This is a genomic window from Pseudomonas oryzagri, from assembly GCF_020831405.1.
Classification (GTDB): Bacteria; Pseudomonadota; Gammaproteobacteria; order Pseudomonadales; family Pseudomonadaceae; genus Geopseudomonas; species Geopseudomonas oryzagri.
The window spans coordinates 277,692-297,305 of the sequence record NZ_JAJHPU010000043.1; the positions used below are offsets into that span (position 1 = coordinate 277,692).

Annotated in this window: 16 protein-coding genes and 1 pseudogene; 9 read left to right on the plus strand and 8 right to left on the minus strand. The window is 65.8% G+C overall.

Features of this window, described 5'->3' with window-relative positions; translation table 11 throughout:
* The first annotated feature begins 3 nt into the window (after nt 1-3).
* Both LMJ29_RS17920 and LMJ29_RS17925 read left to right on the plus strand, forming a co-directional pair.
* The gene (locus LMJ29_RS17920) at nt 4-324 is read left to right on the plus strand and encodes an EthD family reductase (protein ID WP_229607228.1); all 321 of its coding nucleotides are present in this window, start codon (nt 4-6) and stop codon (nt 322-324) included.
* A gap of 303 nt (nt 325-627) precedes the next feature.
* The gene (locus LMJ29_RS17925; protein WP_229606884.1) at nt 628-1,692 is read left to right on the plus strand and encodes an AraC family transcriptional regulator; all 1,065 of its coding nucleotides are present in this window, start codon (nt 628-630) and stop codon (nt 1,690-1,692) included.
* A 39-nt stretch (nt 1,693-1,731) separates the two neighbouring features.
* Here LMJ29_RS17925 and LMJ29_RS17930 read toward each other — a convergent pair whose 3' ends face one another.
* The 4 genes from LMJ29_RS17930 to LMJ29_RS17945 form a co-directional block, all read right to left on the minus strand.
* Nucleotides 1,732-2,964 (minus strand): OmpP1/FadL family transporter, encoded by a 1,233-nt coding sequence (locus tag LMJ29_RS17930; RefSeq protein ID WP_319942233.1) that lies wholly within the window; start codon nt 2,962-2,964, stop codon nt 1,732-1,734.
* 204 nt (nt 2,965-3,168) lie between these two features.
* The gene (locus LMJ29_RS17935) at nt 3,169-3,942 is read right to left on the minus strand and encodes a pseudouridine synthase (RefSeq protein WP_229606885.1); all 774 of its coding nucleotides are present in this window, start codon (nt 3,940-3,942) and stop codon (nt 3,169-3,171) included.
* A 73-nt stretch (nt 3,943-4,015) separates the two neighbouring features.
* Nucleotides 4,016-4,489: a GNAT family N-acetyltransferase gene (locus tag LMJ29_RS17940; protein WP_229606886.1), complete on the minus strand. Its 474-nt coding sequence runs from the start codon at nt 4,487-4,489 to the stop codon at nt 4,016-4,018.
* A 197-nt stretch (nt 4,490-4,686) separates the two neighbouring features.
* Complete coding sequence (locus LMJ29_RS17945; RefSeq protein WP_229606887.1) at nt 4,687-5,124, minus strand: GNAT family N-acetyltransferase; 438 nt, start codon at nt 5,122-5,124, stop codon at nt 4,687-4,689.
* Nucleotides 5,125-5,223: 99 nt separating this feature from the next.
* Between LMJ29_RS17945 and LMJ29_RS17950 the strand changes: the two are divergent.
* A pseudogene (locus tag LMJ29_RS17950) lies at nt 5,224-5,377 on the plus strand (IS110 family transposase); the annotation flags it as partial.
* Between the two features lie 291 nt (nt 5,378-5,668).
* Here the strand turns inward: LMJ29_RS17950 and LMJ29_RS17955 are convergent.
* The 4 genes from LMJ29_RS17955 to LMJ29_RS17970 form a co-directional block, all read right to left on the minus strand.
* The gene (locus tag LMJ29_RS17955) at nt 5,669-6,184 is read right to left on the minus strand and encodes a M23 family metallopeptidase (RefSeq protein ID WP_229606888.1); all 516 of its coding nucleotides are present in this window, start codon (nt 6,182-6,184) and stop codon (nt 5,669-5,671) included.
* Between the two features lie 249 nt (nt 6,185-6,433).
* The gene (locus tag LMJ29_RS17960) at nt 6,434-6,691 is read right to left on the minus strand and encodes a hypothetical protein (RefSeq protein ID WP_229606889.1); all 258 of its coding nucleotides are present in this window, start codon (nt 6,689-6,691) and stop codon (nt 6,434-6,436) included.
* Nucleotides 6,692-6,856: 165 nt separating this feature from the next.
* Complete coding sequence (locus tag LMJ29_RS17965; protein WP_229606890.1) at nt 6,857-7,534, minus strand: TSCPD domain-containing protein; 678 nt, start codon at nt 7,532-7,534, stop codon at nt 6,857-6,859.
* A 135-nt stretch (nt 7,535-7,669) separates the two neighbouring features.
* Complete coding sequence (locus tag LMJ29_RS17970; RefSeq protein ID WP_229606891.1) at nt 7,670-9,811, minus strand: adenosylcobalamin-dependent ribonucleoside-diphosphate reductase; 2,142 nt, start codon at nt 9,809-9,811, stop codon at nt 7,670-7,672.
* 644 nt (nt 9,812-10,455) lie between these two features.
* Here LMJ29_RS17970 and LMJ29_RS20990 point away from each other — a divergent pair.
* The 6 genes from LMJ29_RS20990 to LMJ29_RS18005 all read left to right on the plus strand — a co-directional run bounded on the left by LMJ29_RS20990 (nt 10,456) and on the right by LMJ29_RS18005 (nt 19,552).
* A complete protein-coding gene (locus LMJ29_RS20990) occupies nt 10,456-12,603 on the plus strand; it encodes a catalase (RefSeq protein ID WP_406640273.1) in 2,148 nt (715 codons plus the stop codon).
* Between the two features lie 48 nt (nt 12,604-12,651).
* Complete coding sequence (locus LMJ29_RS17985) at nt 12,652-13,272, plus strand: DUF892 family protein (RefSeq protein ID WP_229606892.1); 621 nt, start codon at nt 12,652-12,654, stop codon at nt 13,270-13,272.
* A 1,334-nt stretch (nt 13,273-14,606) separates the two neighbouring features.
* On the plus strand, nt 14,607-15,758 hold the full coding sequence (locus LMJ29_RS17990; protein ID WP_229606893.1) for an ABC transporter substrate-binding protein: 1,152 nt from the start codon (nt 14,607-14,609) through the stop codon (nt 15,756-15,758).
* Nucleotides 15,759-15,924: 166 nt separating this feature from the next.
* Complete coding sequence (locus LMJ29_RS17995; RefSeq protein WP_229606894.1) at nt 15,925-16,962, plus strand: branched-chain amino acid ABC transporter permease; 1,038 nt, start codon at nt 15,925-15,927, stop codon at nt 16,960-16,962.
* Nucleotides 16,959-18,761: a branched-chain amino acid ABC transporter ATP-binding protein/permease gene (locus LMJ29_RS18000; RefSeq protein WP_229606895.1), complete on the plus strand. Its 1,803-nt coding sequence runs from the start codon at nt 16,959-16,961 to the stop codon at nt 18,759-18,761. Before LMJ29_RS17995 ends, LMJ29_RS18000 begins: the two co-directional genes overlap by 4 nt.
* Entirely contained in the window at nt 18,761-19,552 is a 792-nt protein-coding gene (locus LMJ29_RS18005; RefSeq protein WP_229606896.1) for an ABC transporter ATP-binding protein, read from the plus strand. The genes LMJ29_RS18000 and LMJ29_RS18005 overlap by 1 nt, the downstream gene beginning before the upstream one ends.
* The last annotated feature ends 62 nt before the right edge of the window (nt 19,553-19,614 follow it).

Consider the following 19,614-nt stretch of genomic DNA (forward strand, 5'->3'; position numbering starts at 1 on the left):
GGAATGATCAAAGTCAGCGTGATGTACCCCAATACCCCCGGAGCCCGCTTTGACCATGAGTACTACCGGGACACGCACATGCCGCTGGTAAAGGCGCGGATGGGCGACAGCTGCAGGTTCTACACGGTCGACAAGGGGCTGGCGGGCGGTGCGCCTGGCGCACCGGCAACCTACGTCGGCATGTGCCACATCTTCTGCGACTCCGTCGAGGCGTTTCAGGCCGGCTTCGGGCCGCACGCCAAGGAGATACTGGACGACATCCCGAACTACACCGACATCGCGCCGGTGATCCAGATCAGCGAGGTCGTGGTCGGCAAGGAATGATCGCGCCGCGCCTGCGCGATCATCGCTGAGGCAGCCGGCGCCGGGCATCGGCACCGGCTGCCTCAGCGTGTTGCCAAGCCGTCATTGCGGGGGCGGCGAAAGATAACAGGTGCCGCGCACAGGCACCGCCCGTGCACGGAACCTGCGCTTGCCGGTGCCCATCGCCCGCGTCAGACGAGCCTGCAAGCGCGCTGCGCGGGCGTTTGGCTTCAATGGGGGCCACCTTGCATGCGCCGCCGCGAACCCAACAAGGAAAGTTCGCTGGAACACGAACGCCCATCGCTCAAGGATGAGAAACCGCCAATGCCTGTCCTCGCTCGCGCCGCCATTCTCAGCAACTACCAGGAAGTTGCCGGCCATCTGGGCCTGAACTACCAGACCCTGCTCTCCCAGGCGGGCCTCTGCGCTTCGCAGATCGACGTCCCCACCAAGCGTATTCCGGTTGCCGCGGCGGTCACCCTGCTCGAGATGACGGCGCGCGTCAGCGGCTGCGAGACGTTCGGCCTGCGCATGGCCGAGTTGCGCCAACTGGCGGACTTCGGCGAGGTCAGCCTGCTGCTCAGCCACCAGCGCACCCTGGCTGACGCCCTGCAGGTGTTCGTGCAATACCGCCACCTGCTCAACGAGTCCCTGGCGATCTACATCGAGAAGGCCGACAAGACGGTGATCATCCGCGAGGAGGTGGTCACCGACCTGGCGATCCACAGCCGCCAGGCCATCGAACTGGCGATTGGCGTGATGCACCGCTTCTGCGCCGCCCTGCTCGGCGCGCACTGGCATCCGCTCAGCGTCAACTTCACCCATGCGGCGCCGGCCGATCTGGCCGTGCACCGGCGCATCTTCGGCTGCAAGCTGGTGTTCGGCAGCGAATTCAACGGCATCGTCTGCCATGCCGCCGACCTGGACCAGCCCAACCCGCGGGCCAATCCCGCCATGGCGCGCTACGCACGGCATTATCTGGATCTGCTGCAGGCCGAGGACGAACCCGATCTGGCGTTCGATGTGCGCAAGGTGATCTACCTGCTGCTGCCGATGGGGCGCGCCACCATCGCGCAGATCGCGCCGGCCCTGGGGATGAACGTACGCACCCTGCAACGCCGCCTGGAGGAATGCGGCGTCACCTTTGGCGAGCTGATCAACAAGGTGCGCTTCGACCTGGTGATCCGCTATCTCGACAATCCCGACCTTTCGTTGGGGGAGATCGCCGACATGCTCGGCTATTCCATGCCCAGCTCATTTACCCGCTGGTTCATCGCCAACTTCGGCCAGCCACCGGCGGCCTGGCGTGCCGCCCGCCGCGCGGCCAAACGCAGCACGGCAGGAGCAGGCCCGCGGAGCGTGTTCAGCATGACCGGCATCGCCACCTGAGCGGGCCGAGCGCGGGAAAACCGGCAGGCGTACGGTCGCTCAGAAGTGGTAGGCCACGTCCAGCACCAGCAGGTAGGGATTATCGGTTTCGCCCGCCACGCGTCCGCGCGCGGCCGAGGGGCCGGTGTCGACCTCGCCCTTGCCGTAATCGATCAGGTTGAGGTTGATGTCCACCATGGACCCGTCGCGGCGGGTGAGCTGCACTCCGCCGCCGACGCCCCACATGCGGTCCAGCGGCAGGGCGAGGCTGCGCTCGTCGTCGTCGGTCGGCGCGGTGACATACAGGACGCCGATGGAATAGCGCCGTCCCTGGTTGGCGGGAAAGCCGTAGCCCAGCGTCACCCCCCAGAAATCCTGGTAGGCGCCGCTCTCGTCGACGTCGAGCTCGGTGCCGTCGAGCGAGATCGACGAGGTGCCGAACTCGGAGAAGTCCACCCACATGACGTCGAAGGTGACGAAGGAGCCGGACTCCAACTCGTGATAGACGCCGGCGTTGATCCGCTGCGGCAGGGTGTTTTCCACCTCGATATCGTCGGGCAGCAGGCCTTGCTGCAACAGCGCCCCCAGCACCGGGCCCGGACTCCGGAACTTGAGGTCGCCCTCCAGGTCGGCGGTCGCCTCCGTGGTGTAGACCACGCCGAAACGGGTGCGCGCGTTCATCTCCCAGAGCGCGGAGAGGGTGACGTTGGTGCCGATGCCATCCAGTTCGGCCTCCAGCTTGCCGTCCGGGCCGCCGAGGGTATTGATGGCCACCTCGCTCTCCGACAGCGTGTAGTTGATTCCCACCGCCCCGCCGATCGACCACTGCTCGTTCAGGCGATAGGAAACCGCCGGCGTCACCGCCACGTAGACCAGCGAATAGCTGTCGGCATAGTAGCGGCCGGCCCAGTCATCGCCGTAGTCAGTGCCGAAGCCGGTGGGCACGGTCAGCGAAATGCCGGCATGCACGCGATCGGTGAGCTGGCGCACGTGGAAGCCCAGCGGAAGCAAGGCGGGAGACGCGTCGTCGTCGGGATCGCCGCCGCCGATGGTGGTGCGGCTTTCGTCGACCCCAAACTCGCCCATCCCCTGCGCCAGAGCGCCACGCAGGGTGGTGGCCCGCTCGCCGAGCCGGGACATGCCCGCAGGATTGCTTATGGAGGTTTCCGCCGTATCCGCCTTGGCCGAGATACCGGCCAGAGCGGGCATTCCGGCAATCGCCGAGGTGGCTGGCAGCAGTCCCAGCAAAACCATCAGCGTGACCCGGGCATTGCAGTGTCTGTCGAGGAGCATGGCCGCCAGTTCCCTCTCGCTGTGTCCGTTTTATTCCGCTTTGCGCATGGCCTGCGCAGGTCGCGGCTGACTTTCAGCATAGGTGAGGAAAAGCCGGCCGCTGCCCGACGTTGCGGTCCGGGAGGCGGCTCAGGCGGCAGGCGATCGCGGCCAGGCGGCTTCAGCGCGCCGTTGCCGTGGTCGTCTTCGCCGCTGTTGGGCGCGTCAGCGATCCAGCGCCGGCAAGGCCTCGCCGAAGATCGACAGTACCTGGCAGAAGCTCGCCTCGGGCGCTGCGTGCAGTTGCAGCGTTTCACCGGTGACGGGATGGCGGAAGGCCAGGCCGGTAGCCGCCAGCATCAGCCGGCTGTAGCCGAAGCGCTCGGCGAAGTAGTGGTTGTGGCGGGTGCGGCCGTAGTTGGTGTCGCCGATGATCGGGTGGCTGATGTGCTGCATGTGGCGGCGCAACTGGTGCTTGCGGCCAGTCTCGGGGTACAGCGCCACCAGGCTGTAGCGGCTGGCCGGATAGCCTTCGATCTGCACCGGGATCTCCGTGGTTGCCAGACGGCGGTAGCGGGTCACCGCCTCGCGCACCGGCTGCTCGTCCTTGTCGCGGCGGTCGATGGCGTGCTCGCGCAGCGGATGGTCGATCAGCCCTTCCTCGGCGATCCAGCCGCGCACCATGGCCAGATAGGTCTTCTGCATCTCGCCGGCCATCAGCGCCTTGCCCAGCACGCTGGCGGTGGCCGAATCGCGTGCGAACACCAGCAGCCCGGAGGTCGGGCGGTCCAGTCGATGCAGCGGATAGACGTGCTCGCCGCCGTTCAGCTCGCGGGCGTATTGCAGCGCGAATTCGGTTTCATGGCGATCGATCGGGCTGCGATGCACCAGCAGCCCGGCCGGCTTGTGCACGGCCAGCAGCCAGTCGTCCCGGTAGATCTCGGTGAGCGGATTGGCCGGTGGCAGACGGGCGGGAGCGGGCTGATCGAGGGCGGACACGGGCAGGGCTGGCTGGGGAAAAGGGCAGGGGAAGGTACGGGGTTTGCGGGCGTTTGGCCAGCGGAGCGGACTTTCAGCCCGCCAAGGCCAACTGCATGGGCTGGAAAGAAACACCATTTTTCGTTTGCGGGCCGGTTGTGGAGATAAAGCCCCAGCGGGAATAAACAGGAACTGCATACAGCGAGGAGTTCACGGTAAAGCCTTCGGTATTGCCCGAGCGAATGGCGCTCTCTTTGAGATGCTGCCAAAGCAGCGAGGCTATCCCTTGGCGCTGATAAGCCGGCGAAACAAAGAGATGGTGGATATGCCGATTGTCACGCAAGGCCGCGGCGCCGATCAGATCATCGCCATGCACGGCGACGAGGTAGTGGAAGTCGGGGCTGGTGATGCATCCCAGCACCGACTCTTTCGAGAAGCTCGATAAAAAGCGTGCGGACTCGCCGTCCGACGGGTCCGCCAGAAAATAATGGGCCACTGCCTGAATCAACAAGGCTATGGCCTGGGCGTCGTCTTCGCTTGCAAGGCGTATGGCGGGCGATTGGGGCATGTGGATAACTCTTGGGGAGAGCCGGCCGCCGAAGGCGCTCCGGCTCCGATGAACGGACAGGTCGATCTTACTGGGCAGGCCCGCTCGGCATCAGCGTTGCGGAGAGCGCTGCGCTCATGCCCTGGTCGAGCGTTTTCACCCTTTGATCACGAAGGTTCCGCCGTTGCGCCAAACAGTGTGCGTCTGGCTGGAGGCACTTATCGGGGCTCGCCATTGGCAAGGTATTTTTTGAAATACCCGGCCTTCGTCGCATAACCGAGTGCGCGGTAGAAGTCAGCCGCGCCAGCCGTCGCCAGAGCGGTGAGCGTGCAACCGGCTTCCGTGGCCCAGGTTTCAAATTCGGCCATGAGCATCCGCCCCACACCGCTACGCCGCTCCGTATCGAGCACCAGTATCTCGTCCACCCAGGCGGTATCGCCCGCGGCATAGAATGCGGAGTGCCTGTGGCCGGAAAGGTAGCCGACCAGGCTTTCATCGCGCACCGCCACGGCAATGCATGCATACGGATCGGCGCGTTTGCTCCGGAACATGCGGGAGTAGGTGTCTGCGCTTATGGGGGTGGGCGTCGGGAAGGCGCGCACCAGTTCCAGCAATTGTGCCTCGTCCGCTGAAGTCGCCAAACGAATCCGGATCATGTTGCAGTCCCCGCGGAGGAAGTGGGCGATAGCGAAATGTGCAATGGACCCCTTCTCACCACACCGGCGGTGCCGTCGGCGGTGTGCGGAGGAAAAGCGGTGTGCAGGCAGAGTGCAGTGGATCTGGCCAAGTCCGTTTACCAGTTGCCGAGAGCGTCCGTGCCGGGCGGGGAGTCAGCGCAAGCGGCTGAATCGCGGGGCGTTCCGTCGTTATATACAGAAGCAGGCAGAGCCGGTCGAGTGGCTGCAGGAGACTTGGGCATGGCGCATCTGGCGGCTCCTGGTGGCGCAGCGGGCCGCTCTGCTCGAGCACCCAGCCGTGCTGGGTGGGAACCGGCTCGACGGTGCGCCGGCGCCGGACAGTGCGCAGGTAGCTGTTGCCGGCCACCGCCTGCACCAGAGGGCGGAAGTAGCCGCTGGCTATGTTCGGATCGCGCGCGAACACAGCAGCCCGGAGGTCGGGCGGTCCAACCGATATGGCGGATAGGCGTGCCGCCGTCGTTCAGCCGCGGCGCGCCGCAAGTTGGTCCCGGTCGGCAGGGGATTAGCTACCACCGCCGAGGATTTCGCCCGGGTCAAGAAAGAAGATCTGCTTCCAACCTTGCGTTGCCGTACTGAAGCGCCAGGGTAGTGGGATGACCGACAATACGGCGTAGTGAAGATGGGGGGCTTTGCCAGCGGCGTTGCCGCTGGCGCCAACAGATCCGATGCGCTCTCCGGCGACCACGAACCAGGGTGCTACTGCAGGCTCTGCAAGGTGGGCATAGTAGTGAATTCGCCACTTCGGACCCAGGATGGCGATGACATTGCCACCAATACCCAACTGGCCTTTGTAAACGACGACACCCGAAGTTGCCGAGATGACCGGCTGGCCATGCTTGGCAAAGATGTCGATTCCCTTGTGCACGCCGGACTGCCCCCAAGGCTCATACCAGAAGGACTTGGGATTCCAATCCGCTCGGCTAGCGTCCTGAACCGGAATGACCGTACGCGCGGGAGCCATGAATCCCGCGACCACGATGGCTAGAAGCGCAGCCAGAATCTGAACGGCACGACGCATGCTCATGGCACCTGAGGCTGAAGCTGAAGGTAGGCAGGCTGGCGCGCTTCATGCCGGCTGACCGGTCTCGTCCACCAAGCCATGTGCCCTGTAGACGGCCATCTCGTCGCCTGCAACGAACCCGAAGATCTTCGGGCCTCCACTTCGCCGCTGGAGCAAGTACAACACGTCGAACGGAATGGAAACCTCTGTTCCGTCTCTCTTTCGATAGCAGGCAGAGTAGAAGACCCGTACCCGGTCATGATTGTCCTACAGGACCTCCGTCTCCACGCGGTCGATCTTCATGCTCGTAGTGCCGATGGCCTTGTAGAAGTCGTATCCCCTGCGCAGCGTCTGCTCGAAGGTTTTATCGTTCGCCCCGACTGCAACTTGCCCACTGATGCTGGCGGATATGAACACTTCGGCGAAGAAGTTTCGAATCGCATCCCCATCGACGCTTTCACCCAGCGAGCGTTCACAGGCGTTCGCGTACTCGCGGAAGAACTGCTGGTAATCGGGCAGGTCCACTTTCGCCTCCTGAGCTGTCGAAGCGCTATCGATCAGCAAGCTCTTGTCTGGGATACACGCCTAACGGCGAAAGTCAGCGGCTGAAGCTCTGATTGAGCGCGGTGTTGCGGGTAAAGGCGCCGCCGCACTTGCCGGCGGTGATCGCTGCAGCACCCTTGAACGCGCTCACCCGCACTTGCTATGCCCGCAGTTCAGGCAGGTCGCGCACCCCTCCAGCTTGACCACCGCCTGGGTATGGCACTGACCGCAGAGTTGGGCGCCGGGCGGGAAGCCTTCGCCGGGTTCCAGGGCGGCGGCGCCCTGGCTGGCTTCCCAGGCGGCGCGGCGTTCGGCCAGGTAGCGCTGCTGCGCCTCGTCCGGTGCCTGCGTCTGGATCATGCCGATGGCGATCAGGTGGCGCTCCAGCACGGCGCCGATCTCGGCGACGATGGAGGGCATGTAGACGCCGCCCTTCTTCAGGTAGCCGCCGCGCGGGTCGAACACCGCCTTCAATTCCTCGACCAGGAAGGTGCAGTCGCCCCCCTTGCGCAGCACCGCGGACATGATGCGGGTGAGGGCGACTATCCACTGGAAATGGTCCATGTTCTTCGAGTTGATGAAGATCTCGAAGGGGCGGTGCTGCTCGAAGGGCGTGCCGACGTTGAGCAGGATGTCGTTGATGGTCACGTACAGCGCGTGCTCGAACAGCGGCGACTTGATCTTGTAGGTGACGCCGATCAGAAGCTCCGGGCGTTCGAGGCTTTCGTCGAGCTGGACCGGCGGCTGGCCGGCGGCCTCGCCGGCGCGCAGGCTGCGGTCGACCACCTTGAAGCTCCTGATGCGCTGGCCGATCTTCACGGTCATGGGCGTTCTCCCGGCGCGCACATGGCGCGGGTAGGGTGGGGCGGGCCTTCGCCGACAACCCACCGACCGGCCGCGAGGCCGGCTTCTCGATGGCGGGTTACCCCGCGTTGCGGCCAACCCAGCTTGCCGGTGCCTTCAGTATTTACCGTAATAGCCTTCCTTGAGCGCGTCGAACAGGTTGGCGGCGCTGTTCACCTCGCCGTCGTACTCCACCAGCTCGTTGCCTTTCAGCTCGACCACGCTGCCGTCCTCCAGCTCGAAGCGGTACAGGGTGTTCTCCAGGTCGGTCTCGCGCACCAGCACGCCTTGGAAGGCGCGCGGGTTGAAGCGGAAGGTGGTGCAGCCCTTGAGGCCCTGGCGCCAGGCGTAGCGGTAGATGTCCTTGAACGCCTCGAAGGGATAGTCGGTGGGCACGTTGGCGGTCTTGGAGATCGACGAATCCACCCACTTCTGCGCCGCCGCCTGCATGTCGACGTGCTGGGTCGGGCCGATGTCGTCGGCGCCGACGAACCAGTCGGGCAGGCGGTGCGCGGGGGTGTCGCTGTCCGGGTCGGCCTGCGGATCGACCAGCGCGCGGTAGGCCAGCAGCTCAAAGCTGAGCACCTCGAGCTGTTCCTTGGCCTTGCGGCCGGGGCGGATCAGGTTGCGTACGTACTTGTGGGCGAAGCTCGGCTCGATGCCGTTGGAGGCGTTGTTGGCCAGGCTCAGGCTGATGGTGCCGGTGGGCGCGATCGAGCTGTGGTGGGTGAAGCGTGCGCCCCGTTCGGCCAGCGCGGCGACCAGCTCGGGCGCGATCTCGCCCAGGCGCTGCATGTAGCGCGAGTAGCGGGCGTGCAGCACGCGGCCCGGCACGCGGTCGCCGATCTGGTAGCCGTCGGCGAGCATTTCCGGGCGCTGGTGGAGCATCCGCGCGGTGACTTCGAATTCCTGGCTCAGCAGCGGTGCCGGCCCTTTCTCCTCGGCCAGCGCCAGCGCCGCCTGCCAGCCGACCAACGCCAGTTCGCGAGCCACGTCCTCGGTGAAGCGGCAGGCCTCGGTGCTGCCGTAGCGCAGGCGCAACATCGCCAGTGCCGAACCGAGGCCGAGAAAGCCCATGCCGTGGCGGCGCTTGGCGAGGATCTCGCGGCGCTGCGCCTTGAGCGGCAGGTTGTTGAGGTCCACCACGTTGTCGAGTAGGCGGGTGAAGATGCGCACCACCTCCTTGAAGCGCTCCCAGTCGAAGCGCGCCCGCACGCTGAACGGCTCCTCGACGAAGGCGGTGAGATTGACCGAGCCGAGCAGGCAGGCGCCGTAGGGGGGCAGCGGCTGCTCGCCGCAGGGGTTGGTGGCGCGGATCTCCTCGCACCACCAGTTGTTGTTCAGCTGGTTGACGCGGTCGATGAGGATGAACCCGGGCTCGGCGAAGTCGTAGGTGGAGGCCATCAGCATGTCCCACAGATGGCGGGCGCGCACCCAGGCATAGACCCGACAGGCCACCTCGCCGTCGTCGCGGCGCAGGTAGCCTTCCGATAGCGGCCAGTCGCGCCAGCGCACCTGCTGCGGATCGTCGAGGTCGAGGCTGGCCGCTTCGCGCGGATGCACCGGGAACAGCAGCGGCCAGTCGGCGTCGCCCTCCACCGCCTGCATGAAGTCGTCGCTGATCAACAGGCTCAGGTTGAACTGGCGCAGGCGGCCGTCCTCGCGCTTGGCGCGGATGAACTCGCGCACGTCCGGATGGGCGACGTCGAAGGTGGCCATCTGCGCGCCGCGCCGCCCGCCGGCGGAGCTGACGGTGAAGCACATCTTGTCGAACACGTCCATGAACGACAGCGGCCCGCTGGTGTGCGCGCCGGGGCCGGAGACCAGCGCGCCGTGCGGGCGCAGGGTGGAGAACTCGTAGCCGATGCCGCAGCCGGCCTTGAGGGTCAGGCCGGCCTCGTGGAGCTTGGCGAGGATGTCGTCCATCGAGTCATGGATGGTGCCGGAGACGGTGCAGTTGATGGTCGAGGTGGCCGGCTTGCGCTCCTGCGCGCCGGCGTTGGCGACGATTCGGCCGGCCGGAATGGCGCCATTGCGCAGCGCCCAGAGGAACTGCGCGTACCAGTGCTCGCGCAGCTTGGGCGCCTCGACGGCGGCCAGGGCGCGGGCGACCCGCTGCCAGGTGGCGTCGAGATCGGCCTCGGCCGAGCTGCCGTCCGGCTCGACCAGGCGATATTTCTGCGTCCAGATATCCGCCGAGGCGGCCTGCAGCGGGATGCTGCCGGTCCCCGGCGGGACGGATGCGCCGTGCTTGGCCATGCTGCCGGACCTCGCTGCGGCCGTAGGTATCCTTTCACCTTAGCCGCAGGTCGGCGCCTCATGCGCATGGGGTGATGTCCGGTTCGGCGGCGGCGAGGGGCACAAGGCCGATAGCCTTCTGGGTTCCCTTGATCGATAACCGCTCGGCCCTTACCCGGGCCGAGCGTTCGTTAGCGAACAGACGGCTCCCGGCATAGGCCGGAGAATCGGCAGCGGCAAAGTGGGCGCAAAAAATTTTCGCGTACTTTCTGATGCCGGGAGATCGCTCCGCGGGCTTCCCCCCACGAGAACTCGGCGCGTGTGGCAACACACTGAAATTACGCGAAAATTTTTCTCCAGGTGCTTAGTGATCCGAGCGGCATCTCGATTGCCCACATTCTCTATCTCACCGGAGAACAGTGATGGCTACGAACAAGAAACCCGCTCGAGCGCCGCGAGAGAAAAGCAAGGGCAATCAATCTGCTACAGAAGGACAGGGGCAGGGCGGTGTGCTCAGGACCAACGACATCGTCGCAGCGCAAGGCCATGCCAGCGATAGCCTGGCCGGCGCGATGCCCCACAACAGCAACAAGGCGCTCGAGTACGGCCACGACAACGCCGTGGCGCCGCCGCCCGGCGCGACTGCAGAGCCGGGTTCCCCTGCGTTGACCGCGAGTACCGCGACGGAGGAAAGCGCCACGGCGAAAACCGGCGGCGCAGCGCGGCCCGGAACCAACCCAACGGTCGCTTCGCTCGAGCGGGTTCGCGTCGATGCGAGCGATCGGACCTTGACGACCAATCAAGGTGTGCCCATTGGTGATAATCAGAACACCTTGAAAGCCGGATTGCGTGGGCCGTCGCTACTCGAAGATTTCATCCTGCGGGAAAAGGTCACCCATTTCGATCATGAACGTATCCCCGAGCGCATCGTCCATGCCCGTGGCTCGGGCGCGCACGGCTACTTCGAAGCCTATGACGCGCTGACCCAGTACACGCGCGCGGCGCCGTTCGCCGAGAAGGGCAAGATCACCCCCGTGTTCGTGCGCTTTTCCACGGTAGCGGGCGAGCGCGGTTCCAAGGACACCGCGCGCGACGTGCGTGGCTTCGCGGTGAAGTTCTATACCGACGAGGGCAACTGGGACCTGGTCGGCAACAACATGCCGGTCTTCTTCATCCAGGATGCGATGAAGTTTCCCGATCTGGTCCACGCCGTCAAACCGGAGCCGCATCACGCCATGCCGCAGGCGGCGTCGGCGCACGATACGTTCTGGGACTTCGTGTCGCTGATGCCCGAGTCGACCCACATGCTGATGTGGCTGATGTCGGATCGGGCGATTCCGCGCAGTTTCCGGATGATGCAGGGATTTGGCGTGCATACCTTCCGCTTGGTCAACGCCCAGGACGAGTCCGTATTCTGCAAGTTCCACTGGAAACCGCTGCAGGGCACCCATTCGCTGGTCTGGGATGAGGCGGTGAAGATATCGGGCGCCGACCCCGATTTTCATCGGCGCGACTTGTGGGAGGCCATCGAGTCGGGCGAATTCCCGGAATGGGAGCTGGGGCTGCAGATATTTACCGAGGAGCAGGCCGAGGGCTTCAGCTTCGATGTGCTCGACTCGACCAAGATCGTGCCCGAAGAGCTGGTGCCGCTGTTGCCGGTGGGGCGCCTGGTGCTGAATCGCAACCCTGACAACTTCTTCGCGGAAACCGAGCAGGTCGCGTTCTGCGCGGCGCACATCATCCCGGGCATCGACTTCTCCAACGATCCGTTGCTCGCCGGGCGAATCCATTCCTACGTGGATACGCAGATCACCCGACTCGGCGGCCCCAATTTCCACGAGATTCCGATCAACTCGCCGATCGCTCCCGTGCAGAACAACCAGCGCGATGGCATGCACCGTCAGGCCCTGCATCGCGGGCGCGTTTCCTACGAGCCGAACTCGTTGGCGGGTGGCTGCCCCTTCCAGGCCGGCACGGGCGGATTCGTGTCCTTTCCCGCGGCCGTTGCCGAAGACAAGGTCCGTGGCAAGCCGGAGAAGTTCGCCGAGCACTATGCCCAGGCCACGTTGTTCTTCGAGAGCCAGACGGCTGTCGAGAAGGCCCATATCGCCGCCGCCTTCCGCTTCGAGCTGAGCAAGGTCGGCGTCCCCGCGATCCGCGAGCGGATGGTGTCCTCGCTGGTCAATGTCTCCCAGGAACTGGCCGCACAGGTCGCGGCCGGTTTGGGCATGGCGGTGCCCGCTGCAATGCCCAGGGCCATCGCCGATCCGCAGTCGCCGGAAGTGACCGTTTCGCCGGCATTGTCGCTGATGGCGCGGCCGGGCGAGTGCGGGATCCGCACCCGACAGATCGCCGTATTGGTCGCCGATGGTGTCCACCATGTTTCCCTGCTCGCCCTTTACAACACGCTGACCGCGGCGGGGGCGGTGGTGCATTTCGTGGGGCCACGGGTGGGCATGTTCGCCGGCGCCTCCGGCGAGAAAATAGAGGCTGACAAGTCGATGGAGAACGCTCCGGGATTCCTGTTCGACGCCCTGGTGGTGCCCGATGGGCGCGAGGCGGTTCAGGCGCTCGCCGGCAACGGGCACACGATGGAGTTCATCAAGGACATGTTCAGGCATTGCAAGGCGATCCTCGCCTTGGGTGCCGGACGGGAGTTGCTGGAGATGGCCGGCATTGGGCCAATGATGGATAAGGACGAGGGTATCCTGCTGGCCGACGGCGCCGATGCGGCGCAGATCGCGCAGGCATTCGTCAATGCGGTCGCCGCACATCGCCATCCAGCCCGCGACAGCGACCCTCCAACCAAGTGATGCAACGCGACAGTTGGCGCGCTGCCTACCTGTGTTCAGGTGGAATCCATGAAAAAGAAACCGTATCTCAAGAAGCAACTGGATGAGTTGCTATATCAGGCTCTCGAGACGGAACGCGGAGGGGTAAAGATCTATGAAGCGGCGCTGTCATGTGCCCAGAACGAGGATCTGAAAGAGGAATGGACGGAGTATCTGGAGCAGACCCGCACCCATGAGCAGGTGTTGCTGAAGGTGTTCAAGGAACTGGGGCTGAATCCGGATACCGTAACCCCCGGTCGGGAAGTCGTGGCACATATCGCGGATTCGTTGCTCGCCGCGATGGAAATGGCGAAGGCGCGAGGCAATGCCGCGGCCGCGCAACTGGTGGCCGGCGAGTGCGTGCTCCTGGCGGAAACCAAGGACCACCAGAACTGGGAGCTGATCGGACATCTGGCAGAGCACGGTCAGGGCGAGGCAACGGGGGCGCTCAGGACCGCGTTCGATCTGGTGGAGCAGGAAGAGGACCATCACCTCTACCACACCAAGGGTTTCGTCCGCGAATTGTGGATCGAATCGCTCGGCTTGCCGGCAGCCCTGCCGCCCCCCGAGGAAAAAAAGAAGGTTGAAACCGCGATCGGCGCCGCGCGCGCGGAGAAGCAGCGCGACGACATGCTGAAACCCAAGCACTGAGGGAGGCCGCGGCCCCAACAGGGCCGCGGTAGCGGTGGCCCAGGCGAGCGGTGATCTCTTGGGTAGCGTGTTCATCCAAGGCGCCCCTTCTCGGGCAGCGCGGTCCACATGGGCGCCCGGGCTGCGGGCCCCCGGCAGCCGCCGGCGAGATGCCGTTGCTGCCGGCTGGGAGTTTGTCCACGTCGCCATCGGCGATGCATCCGCAAGGGGCGCAAGGGTGGCGCCATCGCGTTGCTGATAACCCTGCCGATCACCCGTGCCGAAGCGGCGGGCGGCCGGCTCCGCGCCGCCCGGTGGCGTGGAGATCGGCGTCCACCGATGGGCCGTCGGGCTCGACCAGTCGGTACTTCTGCGCATGAATGTCCCTGAGCGTGGCGGGCAGGGAACTGCTGTGCAGGGCCATGGGCCAGGCCGTCGCATGGGCCGAAGAATGCCTTCACCGTGGTCGCTCACGGCACGGCGCGCTCGGCGTTCGGCTCGCCGGCGGGCCACGCCGCCGGTGGCGGTGGGCGCCGCTACGGCACCTCCGGCGTTGCTCTCCAGGCGGGTTTGGAGCTGCGCAGGTTGAAGGTTTGGATGAAGGCGGTCATGCCGATGGCCAGACGGGCGTCGGGTCGTGGCGGGGCATCCGCAGGTCTCAGGCTGAAATCGTAATAATAACGTGAAATATCAAATTAATTTCGTGAAAAATGTGCTGTGTAGATTCGGTGCATTTTTGCCAGTCATGCCCTGTCTGTGTGCAGTTTGGTAACGGCTCGAAAAAAGCGCCGCCTGCCGGGATTTTTTATTTTTTACCTTCAAAAACAATAATTTATGAATTTTATTCGCTCATTTTTGCCTTCGATGAGTGTTTCCATGGTTAAAAAATGATCTGTTTGTGGCGATGTTCTGTGGGTGGTTTTTCTGCTTGTTGCTGGAAAAATCAGTGTAATTGGAAAGTTTTTTTGTGGTGTTTTTTGCGGATTTTATGTCTCTGAAATTGGCTGTTTTACGCGTCGGGATAGGCGGCAAAACCGCGTCCTAGCTGGGCTCCGTTGCGGTCGTAGGGCGACGGACGCGGTGGGGTGCGGCAAGTGGGCAGGGCGGGGAGGCGCTGCCGGAGGGGCGGGGGCGGGTGGTTTTCTGGCATGCATATTGCGAATTCCTCTTTGCCCACCGCCCCTGGCGGGCCGTGGCCAGCGCTGCGAGGGCTCGCGAGGCGAGCCAAGGCGTTGAGGCAGTACAACAAGAAGGAAGAAGGCTATCCGTCCGGGGCTCCCGTCCCGGTTCGTTGTCCGGTGCCAGCACCGGAACCACCGCCACCTGCATCGCCTTGCCACTCTTTGGAGAAATACATGCTCTTCAAGAAAGCCGTGTCCACCCTGCTGTTGAGCGCCGCCTGCGCGTCCTTCGCCCAGGCCGAAGTGAAAGTCGGCGTCATCACCTCGTCCACCGGCCCCATCGCCCTGGTCGGCCTGCCGCAGAAGAATTCCGTGCCCCTGCTGCCCGCCAGGGCCGGCGACCAGGAGGTGAAGTACATCGCCCTGGACGACGGCAGCGATCCCACCGCCACCGTCAAGGCGCTCAAGAAGCTGATCACCGAGGACAACGTCGACGCCATCATCGGCCCAAGCGGCTCGCCCAACGCCATGGGCCTGATCCAGTTCGTCGCCGAGGCCGGCGTGCCGCTGCTGGCGCCGGTCGGCACCGCCGCCGTGGTGCTGCCGATGAACGACGAGAAGAAGTGGGTGTTCAAGACCACCCAGAACGACGACCTGATCGCCAAGGCACTGTTCGAGCACATGGCCAAGCAGGGTGTGAAGACCCTCGGTTTCATCGGCACCGCCGATCCCTACGGCGAGAACTGGGCCAAGGTGATGGGCGGCCTGGCCGCCGAGCGGGGCATCAAGGTGGTCGCCAGCGAACGCTTCCAGCGCCAGGACACCTCGGTGACCGGGCAGAGCCTGAAGGTCCTCGCCTCCCGCCCGGACGCCGTGCTGGTGGCCGCGCCGGGCAGCGCGGCGGTGATGCCGCAGACCACCCTGTACGACCAGGGCTACCGCGGCCAGATGTACCAGACCCACGGCGCCGCGCTGCCCGACTTCCTCAAGCTCGGCGGCAAGAAGGTCGAAGGCACCATCCTCGCCGCCAGCCTGATGCTGGTGCTCGACGAGGTGGCGGACAGCCATCCCTCCAAGCAGGTCGCCCGCGACTACGTAGCGGCCTACGAGAAGCTCAACGGCAGCAAGCCGGCGACCTTCGGCGCCAACACCTACGACGCCGGGCTGCTGCTGCAGCGCGCCATTCCGCTGGCCGCCGCCAAGGCCGCGCCGGGCACTCCCGAGTTCCGCGCCGCCCTGCGCGATGCCCTGGAGCAGAGCCACGAACTGGCCGCCACCCAAGGCGTGTACAACATGACCGCCGAAGACCACAGCGGTTTCGACGAGCGTGGTCGCGAGCTCATCCAGGTGAAGAACGGCAACTGGACCCTGCTCGGTAGCAACTGATCCGCTGTGTGCCCGCGCGGCACGGCTCGGCGTTTCCCACTGAGAGTTCCCTGCCCGGCGGCCCGCACGGCGGCCGGGCGCGGTCGTCCGCTGCCCGCCGGGGCGGACGGTCGGGGGCCTGGTGGCGGCTGAGCCTGTTTCCATCCGTAGAAAAGAGTTTTTCACCATGAACTTCCAGATAGCCATGCTCCTGGGCCAGGACGGCGTCACCAACGGCGCGATCTACGCGTTGCTGGCCCTGTCGATCCTGCTGGTCTTCACCGTCACGCGGATCCTGCTGATTCCGCAGGGCGAGTTCGTCACCTACGGCGCGCTGACCATGGCCACCATCCAGGCCGGTCAGCCCACCGCGCTGGTCTGGCTGCTGCTCGGCCTCAGCGTCCTCGATTGCGCCTGCGACCTGTACGCCGCCGCGCGCTCGAGCCATGGCTTCCGTTTTCCCAGGCGCATTCCGCTCAAGCTGGGCTACGCGCTGCTGATGGTCGCCCTGATCAAGACGCTGCCCCTGGCCGAGCTGCCGATGGCCTTCCAGGTCCTGCTCACCCTGTGCCTGGTGGTGCCGCTCGGCCCGCAGATCTACCGCCTGGTGTTCCAGCCGATCGCTTCGGCCAGCGTGCTGGTGCTGCTGATCGTCTCCATCGCCGTGCACGTGACCATGGTCGGCATCGCCCTGCTGCTGTTCGGCCCCGAGGGCGCGCGCACCCGGCCGTTCTCCGAGGCAGGGCTCGAACTCGGTCCGGTGACCTTCAACAGCCAGACCCTGTGGGTGATCGCCGTGTCGCTGGCGTTGATCGTCGGCCTGTTCCTGTTCTTCGAACGCAGCCTGTACGGCAAGGCGCTGCGCGCGGCCGCGGTGAACCGCCTGGGCGCGCGGCTGATGGGCATCTCGCCGACCCTGGCGGGCAAGGCGACCTTCCTGCTGGCCACCTTCATCGGCACGCTGTCGGGCATCCTCATCGCGCCGATCACCACCCTGTACTTCGACTCCGGCTTCGTCATCAGCCTCAAGGGCTTCGTCGGCGCCATCATCGGCGGCCTGGTCAGCTATCCGCTGGCCGCTCTGGGCGCGCTGGGCGTGGGGCTGATCGAGGCCTTCTCGATGTTCTGGGCCAGTACCTACAAGGAAATCATCGTCTTCACGCTGATCATTCCGTTCCTGTTGTGGCGCTCGCTCGCCAGCCGTCATGTGGAGGAGGAAGAATGAGTCCGCGCAACCTGATCGTCGCCCTGGTGGCCGTGCTGGCGGCCGCGCCGCTGCTGCTGCCGCCGTTCTACGTGACCCTGCTCAACTACATCGGCCTCTATACCCTGGTGGTACTCGGCCTGGTGCTGCTCACCGGCGTCGGCGGCATGACCAGCTTCGGCCAGGCCGCCTTCGTCGGCCTGGGTGCCTACACCAGCGCCTATCTGACCACCGCCGAGCAGTTACCGGCCTGGCTGGCCTGGGCGGGCGCCTCGCCCTGGCTGACCCTGCTGGTCGGGCTGCTGCTCACCGCGGCGGTGGCGCTGCTGCTCGGCGCCCTGACCCTCAAGCTGTCCGGCCACTACCTGCCGCTGGGCACCATCGCCTGGGGGCTGTCGCTGTACTACCTGTTCGGCACCGTGGAGTCGCTCGGCGGCCACACCGGCGTGGGCGGCCTGCCGTCGATCGCGCTGTTCGGCGTGCTGCTGGATAAGGGCGAGAAGATCTTCTACCTGATCTGGGCGGTGCTGCTGCTGGCCATCGTGGTCACCCAGAACCTGCTCGACTCCCGCGAGGGGCGGGCGATCCGCGCGCTCAAGGGCGGCCAGGTGATGGCCGAGTCGATGGGCGTCAACACCTTCCGCGCGAAGATGGTGATCTTCCTCGTCTCGGCGCTGTTCGCCGCCGTTTCCGGCTGGCTGTACGCGCACACCCAGCGCTTCGTCAACCCGACGCCGTTCGGCCTGGGCATGGGCATCGACTACCTGTTCATGGCCCTGATCGGCGGCGTCGCCAGCGTCTGGGGCGCACTGCTCGGCACCGGCATCCTCACCCTGCTCAAGCAGTGGCTGCAGGACCTGCTGCCGCATCTGCTGGGCAACACCGGCAACTACGAGGTGATCGTCTTCGGCCTGCTGATCGTCGTGCTGATGCAGCGCGCGCCCGGCGGCCTGTGGCCGCTGCTGGTCCGCCTGCTGCCGGCACGCTTCAAGCGCCACCGCGCGCTGCCGGCGGCCGACGCCCCGGCCCGCGAGCTGCCGCGCCGGCAACTGCCGCAGGCCGGTCAGGTGATCCTCGAGGCCCGTCAGGTGACCCGGCGCTTCGGCGGCCTGGTGGCCAACAACGAGATGAGCCTGCAGGTGCACGCCGGCGAGATCCTCGCCCTGATCGGCCCCAACGGCGCCGGCAAGAGCACCATGTTCAACCAGCTCTCCGGCGTGGATACGCCGACCTCGGGCGACGTGCTGTTCATGGGCCGGCGCGTCAACGGCCTGAGTTCGCGCACCGTCGCGCGCATGGGCATGAGCCGCACCTTCCAGCATGTGAAGCTGTTGCCGAGCATGACCGTGCTGGAGAACGTCGCCATCGGCGCGCACCTGCGCGGCAGTCGCGGCGTGCTGTCCGCGGCGCTGCGCCTGGAGCGCGCCGAGGAGGCCGATCTGCTCAACGAGGCCAGGCGCCAGCTCGAGCGCGTCGGCCTCGGCGACTACCTGTACGAGGAGGCCGGCAGCCTGGCCCTCGGCCAGCAGCGCATCCTCGAGATCGCCCGGGCGCTGTGCGCCGATCCCTGCCTGCTGCTGCTCGACGAGCCGGCCGCCGGCCTGCGCCACAAGGAGAAGGAAGCCCTCGGCATCCTCCTCAGCCGCCTGCGCAGCGAGGGCATGGCGATCCTCTTGGTGGAGCACGACATGGACTTCGTCATGGGTCTGGTCGATCGCGTGGTGGTGATGGAGTTCGGTCAACGCATCGCCGAGGGGCTGCCCGAAGAGGTGCAGAAGGACCCGGCCGTGCTGGAAGCCTACCTCGGGGGAGCGGAGTGATGAATATGCAGGTAGATGCGCTGAAACAGCCGCAAAACCAGGTCGCCAGGATGCTGCTGGAGGTCAAGGACCTGAGCGTCGCCTACGGCAAGGTCGAGGCCCTGAGCAACGCCAGCCTGTGTGTCGGCGAGGGGCAGATCGTCACCGTCATCGGTCCCAACGGCGCCGGCAAGACCACCCTGCTGTCGGCGATCATGGGCGTGCTCGGCTCGCGCGGCCAGGTGCACTTCGACGGCAGCCTGGAGGCCGTGCCGGAGGTGGAGGTGCTGGTCGGCCGCGGTCTGGGCCTGGTGCCGGAGAAACGCGAGCTGTTCGCCAGCATGAGCGTGGCCGACAACCTGCTGCTGGGCGCCTTCCAGCGCCATCGCCGCGGCGATCGCAGCCACGGCCAGACCCTGCAGGAGGTCTACGAGCTGTTCCCGCGCCTGTGGGAGCGCCGCGATCAGCTGGCCGCCACCCTGTCCGGCGGCGAGCGGCAGATGCTCGCGGTCGGCCGCGCGCTGATGGCCAAGCCCAAGCTGCTGATGCTCGACGAGCCGAGCCTGGGCCTGGCGCCGCTGATCACCCGCGAGATCTTCCGCATCATCGGCGCCCTCCGCCAGCAGGGGGTGTCGATCCTGCTGGTCGAGCAGAACGCCCGCGCCGCGCTGCGCGTGGCCGACTACGCCTACGTGCTGGAAACCGGCCAGATCGCCATGCAGGGCCCGGCCCGGCAACTGGCCGACGACCCGCGGGTGATCGAGGCGTACCTCGGCCTCGCCAGCAAGCATCAGGAGATGCTGGCTTCCTGAGGCGCGCCGCCGGGCGCTCCCCGTGCCCGGCGGGCGGTCTGCGGCAATCCTCGCCGACCAGC

Coding starts and splice junctions, on each gene's coding strand:
- LMJ29_RS17920 (WP_229607228.1), top strand. CDS start 4: ATGATCAAAGTCAGCGTGATGTACCCCAATACCCCCGGAGCCCGCTTT.
- LMJ29_RS17925 (WP_229606884.1), top strand. CDS start 628: ATGCCTGTCCTCGCTCGCGCCGCCATTCTCAGCAACTACCAGGAAGTT.
- LMJ29_RS17930 (WP_319942233.1), bottom strand. CDS start 2,964: ATGCTCCTCGACAGACACTGCAATGCCCGGGTCACGCTGATGGTTTTG.
- LMJ29_RS17940 (WP_229606886.1), bottom strand. CDS start 4,489: ATGCCCCAATCGCCCGCCATACGCCTTGCAAGCGAAGACGACGCCCAG.
- LMJ29_RS17945 (WP_229606887.1), bottom strand. CDS start 5,124: ATGATCCGGATTCGTTTGGCGACTTCAGCGGACGAGGCACAATTGCTG.
- LMJ29_RS17955 (WP_229606888.1), bottom strand. CDS start 6,184: ATGCGTCGTGCCGTTCAGATTCTGGCTGCGCTTCTAGCCATCGTGGTC.
- LMJ29_RS17965 (WP_229606890.1), bottom strand. CDS start 7,534: ATGACCGTGAAGATCGGCCAGCGCATCAGGAGCTTCAAGGTGGTCGAC.
- LMJ29_RS17970 (WP_229606891.1), bottom strand. CDS start 9,811: ATGGCCAAGCACGGCGCATCCGTCCCGCCGGGGACCGGCAGCATCCCG.
- LMJ29_RS17985 (WP_229606892.1), top strand. CDS start 12,652: ATGAAAAAGAAACCGTATCTCAAGAAGCAACTGGATGAGTTGCTATAT.
- LMJ29_RS17990 (WP_229606893.1), top strand. CDS start 14,607: ATGCTCTTCAAGAAAGCCGTGTCCACCCTGCTGTTGAGCGCCGCCTGC.
- LMJ29_RS17995 (WP_229606894.1), top strand. CDS start 15,925: ATGAACTTCCAGATAGCCATGCTCCTGGGCCAGGACGGCGTCACCAAC.
- LMJ29_RS18000 (WP_229606895.1), top strand. CDS start 16,959: ATGAGTCCGCGCAACCTGATCGTCGCCCTGGTGGCCGTGCTGGCGGCC.
- LMJ29_RS18005 (WP_229606896.1), top strand. CDS start 18,761: ATGAATATGCAGGTAGATGCGCTGAAACAGCCGCAAAACCAGGTCGCC.